The sequence below is a fragment of the Escherichia sp. MOD1-EC5495 genome (assembly GCF_002965965.1).
Taxonomy (GTDB): Bacteria; Pseudomonadota; Gammaproteobacteria; order Enterobacterales; family Enterobacteriaceae; genus Escherichia; species Escherichia ruysiae.
Window position 1 is genome coordinate 1 of sequence record NZ_PTRI01000056.1, and the last position, 924, is coordinate 924.

2 pseudogenes are annotated in these 924 nt (G+C 47.4%); one reads left to right on the plus strand and one right to left on the minus strand.

What is annotated here, in order from left to right:
- Positions 1 to 28: 28 nt before the first annotated feature.
- Positions 29 to 148 (plus strand): annotated as a pseudogene (locus BEG40_RS21505) (tail fiber assembly protein); the annotation flags it as partial.
- A gap of 212 nt (positions 149 to 360) precedes the next feature.
- Here BEG40_RS21505 and sitD read toward each other — a convergent pair.
- A pseudogene (gene sitD / locus BEG40_RS21515) lies at positions 361 to 870 on the minus strand (iron/manganese ABC transporter permease subunit SitD); the annotation flags it as partial.
- Between the last annotated feature and the right edge of the window lie 54 nt (positions 871 to 924).

The window sequence follows — 924 nt, forward strand, 5'->3', positions numbered from 1 at the left end:
CGTGGGTGAAAAAAGGTGAGCTGTATATGCAACGGAGGAAGAAACCCCGTTGCTGTAAGCCTGGAAAAAGTATCGGATGCTGCTGAACCGTGTTGATACATCAACTGCACCTGATATTGAGTGGCCTACGAACCCTGTCAGGGAGTAATCATTGGGATTATGCCGCAGAAACGTTGTATGCAATAACGTTCTGCGGTTGGCTGATGCACTTTCGAGAGTGCATGTATTGAATTATTTCCAGCTATTATCGATTTTACGTATTTTTTGCATGAGAGAATTTGTACCTCCTCCCAACAACGACCTTCCATGACTTTCCGGACTTCTGTGGGCCAGCGGACGATGCTGCCCTCGGATGTTGTGCTAATTGGGTGATGACAAATCCTGTGTATGGGTGTTTCCCTTTGTGCGTGCGTTGATGCTGGTAACGGTGAACGTCATGATGAACACAACCGCGAATAAGACGACAATCGTCGGAGCTGGTGCACTGTCGATAAAAAAGGACAACCAGACACCAGTCATTGACACTATTACCGATATGCCAATCGCCAGTAGGAGCGCAATATGAAAGCGTTGTGTCAGGAGTACCGCAATGGCGCCAGGCGCAATGAGCAGAGAAATGGAGAGAATGATACCTACCGCTTTCAGCGTCGCCACAATGGTCAGAGAGACCATGCACAGCAGCCCATAATGCAGACATCTCGTATGCAAACCGCTTACCTGCGCCTGTTGATAATCAAAGCTGAACAGCAAAAAATCCCGCCATTTTACGCTAATAACAAGTGTAACCAGCCCGGCAATAATCACCGTCTGGATTATATCGCCGATGGTTACCCCGAGCATGTCGCCGAAAAGAATATGGTCAAGATGTATAGACTGGCCCCCTGAATCTCCAGACAACCAATATCACTTAAATAAGTGATAGTC